The sequence below is a fragment of the Halomonas sp. 11-S5 genome (genome assembly GCF_029889825.1).
Taxonomy (GTDB): Bacteria; Pseudomonadota; Gammaproteobacteria; order Pseudomonadales; family Halomonadaceae; genus Halomonas.
Window position 1 is genome coordinate 1 of the sequence record NZ_JARANW010000050.1, and the last position, 2,813, is coordinate 2,813.

2 protein-coding genes are annotated in these 2,813 nt (G+C 56.5%); one reads left to right on the forward strand and one right to left on the reverse strand.

Annotated features, from left to right (window positions below; all coding sequences use genetic code 11):
* Positions 1-125: 125 nt before the first annotated feature.
* Entirely contained in the window at positions 126-1,487 is a 1,362-nt protein-coding gene (locus OP497_RS17395; protein ID WP_280550755.1) for an IS1380 family transposase, read from the reverse strand.
* Between the two features lie 70 nt (positions 1,488-1,557).
* On the opposite strand from OP497_RS17395, the gene OP497_RS17400 reads away from it, so the two are divergent.
* A complete protein-coding gene (locus OP497_RS17400; RefSeq protein ID WP_280550758.1) occupies positions 1,558-2,568 on the forward strand; it encodes a hypothetical protein in 1,011 nt (336 codons plus the stop codon).
* The last annotated feature ends 245 nt before the right edge of the window (positions 2,569-2,813 follow it).

The window sequence follows — 2,813 nt, forward strand, 5'->3', positions numbered from 1 at the left end:
TCCTTGCCCCCTGTTGACGGCCTGTTTCACCACCCTTTCACCGCCATTTGCGACAGCCAGGCATTCCTTACCCGCCGGCCAGTGCGGCAGCGTCGGTTTGCTGATGATCCGCCAGGATCGTCCGGTCAGCATGGCGCGGCCTTGGGATAGCGAAACCGGCGACGCAACGTCTTCAGTACCGTCATGCGCCCCACGTCCTGGCCGAAATCGAGAATGGTCTGCCTGGCCTTGTGGATCACCAGGGCGGCACGATGCACCAGCTCTTGCAGGACCGTGCGCAGCCGCCGGCGTTTCGCCGGATGACGCACCGGACTGAGCTCGCCGGTCATGCCGAGCTGCCCCATCAGCCGTAGGATGTTGTAGGCCAGCTGTGCCAGATGAAGAATCAGGTCGTTGGTGGCGAACTTGCCCGAGGGCAGGCGCTCCAGGTCGAGGTCAGTCTTGATCTCGCTGTGGAACTGTTCGTGAGTGGCATGCGCCTGGTAGCGCTGGATCACCGCCTGCGGTGCCTCGTCCAGGCTGGTCCACCAGCCTTCCAGTTCATATTCCGGTTCGATCAGCCCTTGGCCATCGTGATCGGCGGTGCGCTCGACCAGGCGCATCACGCGCTTGACGACGTATTCGACCTGGTGGTCGTCACGGATCGAGACGGTTTGCGTCCACAGCGCCTGGCGTTTGCCAGGACGCAGCGCCTCCCAATAGTCCGCCGCCACCGCCAGCCAGGTGTCCTGATCGTCCTTGGCCGAGCGGCGCGGGTTCCACTTGACGAGATAGTCCAGCACGCGCCCGTCCTCGGCGCAGGCCTGACGCTGCTGTTCGAGCAGCGCCAGATGCGCCTGGCTGTCGAAGCCACTGTCTTCGCGCACCAGCAGCGGCGCCTGGGTCAGTGGGTAGGCGCGCGGCAGCACCCGCTCCAGGAAGGCATTGCTCTCCTTCATGGTGTGCTGCTTGCCGGGACGTAGCTCCAGCCCCAGACTCCACCCCTCGTTGCCCAGATAAGCGGCAATCGGGGTGTAGCCGTCGACCTTCTGGTAGGTGCGCGAGACGCCCTCCTTGCGGGAGTTACTGTTGTCCATGACGAAGGTGTCGATGTCCAGGCAGACGTGTGTCGTCTCGGCGGTGATCGGGGCCTTGGCCAGCGACAGCAGCGTCGTGGACCAGGACGCGGTACTCTCCTGAAGCCCTTGGGCGGCGAGCTTCTCCAGGCGTTGGCGCAGCGTGGCCGTGCTGGGCACCTTGTGCAGGTTGAGCAGGTGCTTGAACGATTTGTCCTGACGGAAGTTCTCGATGGCATCGAAGTCACTCATGCCCAGGCACAGCAGCCCCAGGTAGCTCTTGACCACGTCGCTGGTGCGCACGCCTTGCGAGGTGGGGAAGCGACTGTCGAGGCTGTCGACACCGGCCATCTCGACGCACTGGCCGATGATCGAGAGGCCGGCATGGCTGGTGAGGGTACGACCACTGGCGCGGAACTGGATGTTGGGCATGGTACGCTACGGGTGAAGGGCTGATTCGGCTATATTATCATGCAGGTCAGCGGGTTAGGAGCGTTTTTGGGTGCCGGGTTCACGGATTCAGGTATTTCTTAGTGAAGAAGAGCTATCTGCCGATGACTCATTAGGCCAGTTAGAGTTGTTTTTTGAGAATTTGTCTACGTATGAAGAAATATTCCCACTGACGGAAGAGATTATCTTAGAGCAAGAAGCTCTATACGAGATGAGAAGAAGTCAGTTGCGAACAATTGACGATGCCAGCAGGAAGAAGAGGAGGCATGAAGTCTGGGAAGGTCCAGCGACTCATACGACCCCTGAGAAAGCCTATGATGCCCACAGAACCCGTTTCATCAGAGAGTGGGGCGATGGCCTATCGTATCTCCGAAACATCGCTAGACAAGCTCCACTGTATCGCCCTGCATGGCTCAACGAGAGTGTTCCCGCAGAGTGGCAGGCTGACCAGTTCTTACATGCCTACTATTACAACAAGGTCAAAGATGGTGCAAAGCACCCATATGAAGACTTTTACAGCAAGAATAAAGCCGATCCAGCGAAGGCTTTAGAGGAGGGGCTTCAGTGGTGGTCTAGGCTCCCAGAGCCACCTTCCGATGAAGACCATAACTGCCATGAAAGGGCTCCTGTCATTCATGAGCTTTTATCCCCTGAGAACATCAATAACTTGACTGTTGAGGGCTTCGTAGAGGTCTGTAAGTCGAATCATTCGACCTTTGACCATGTTAAACGTATGAAGCTTGAGGTTTTAGGTATTGATGAGTCTTGGGTGTCACTCCCAGAGCGAGTTGAAGCTTTTGCTGAGTGGTTGTGGGCAAGGAAGAATAAGTCAGGACAAACCATCACAGACTTGCTGGTTTATGTCATGGATACAGGTAAACCAGAAGATATTGTAGATAGGCTATTTGAGGCAGCATATAGCGAGAAGCGGAAATTCCCCCATTTTGGTATCAACCAGATATCAGAGATGACCGGATGGGCTAGACCGGAGCTTTGTCCGCCTCGCAATGGTAGAACGAGTAAGGGACTACGAGCACTTGGGTATGATGTGAAGATTCACTAATGCTTGTTGGTAACTTCATGATGTTTGTTAGATAAGTGTCCTGCAAGTGCTTATTTTGGATAAGCACTTGCAGGTTCATTTATTTTCTGAATAAATAAATAAGGTAATCCCCCGGCTTTGCCGGGGGACTACCCCTGAAGGATCCCCACGAATTCTGTGCTATTCGGCGCATAATGCCTGCTCCTTGACCTCCTCACGAAGGTTCTCTCGGAGAATTTTCCAGGAGGGCCAGGGCACGGCGCCGG

What these genes read in the sequence shown, in the direction of transcription:
- OP497_RS17395 (WP_280550755.1), bottom strand. Translation starts at nt 1,487, where the DNA reads ATGCCCAACATCCAGTTCCGCGCCAGTGGTCGTACCCTCACCAGCCAT.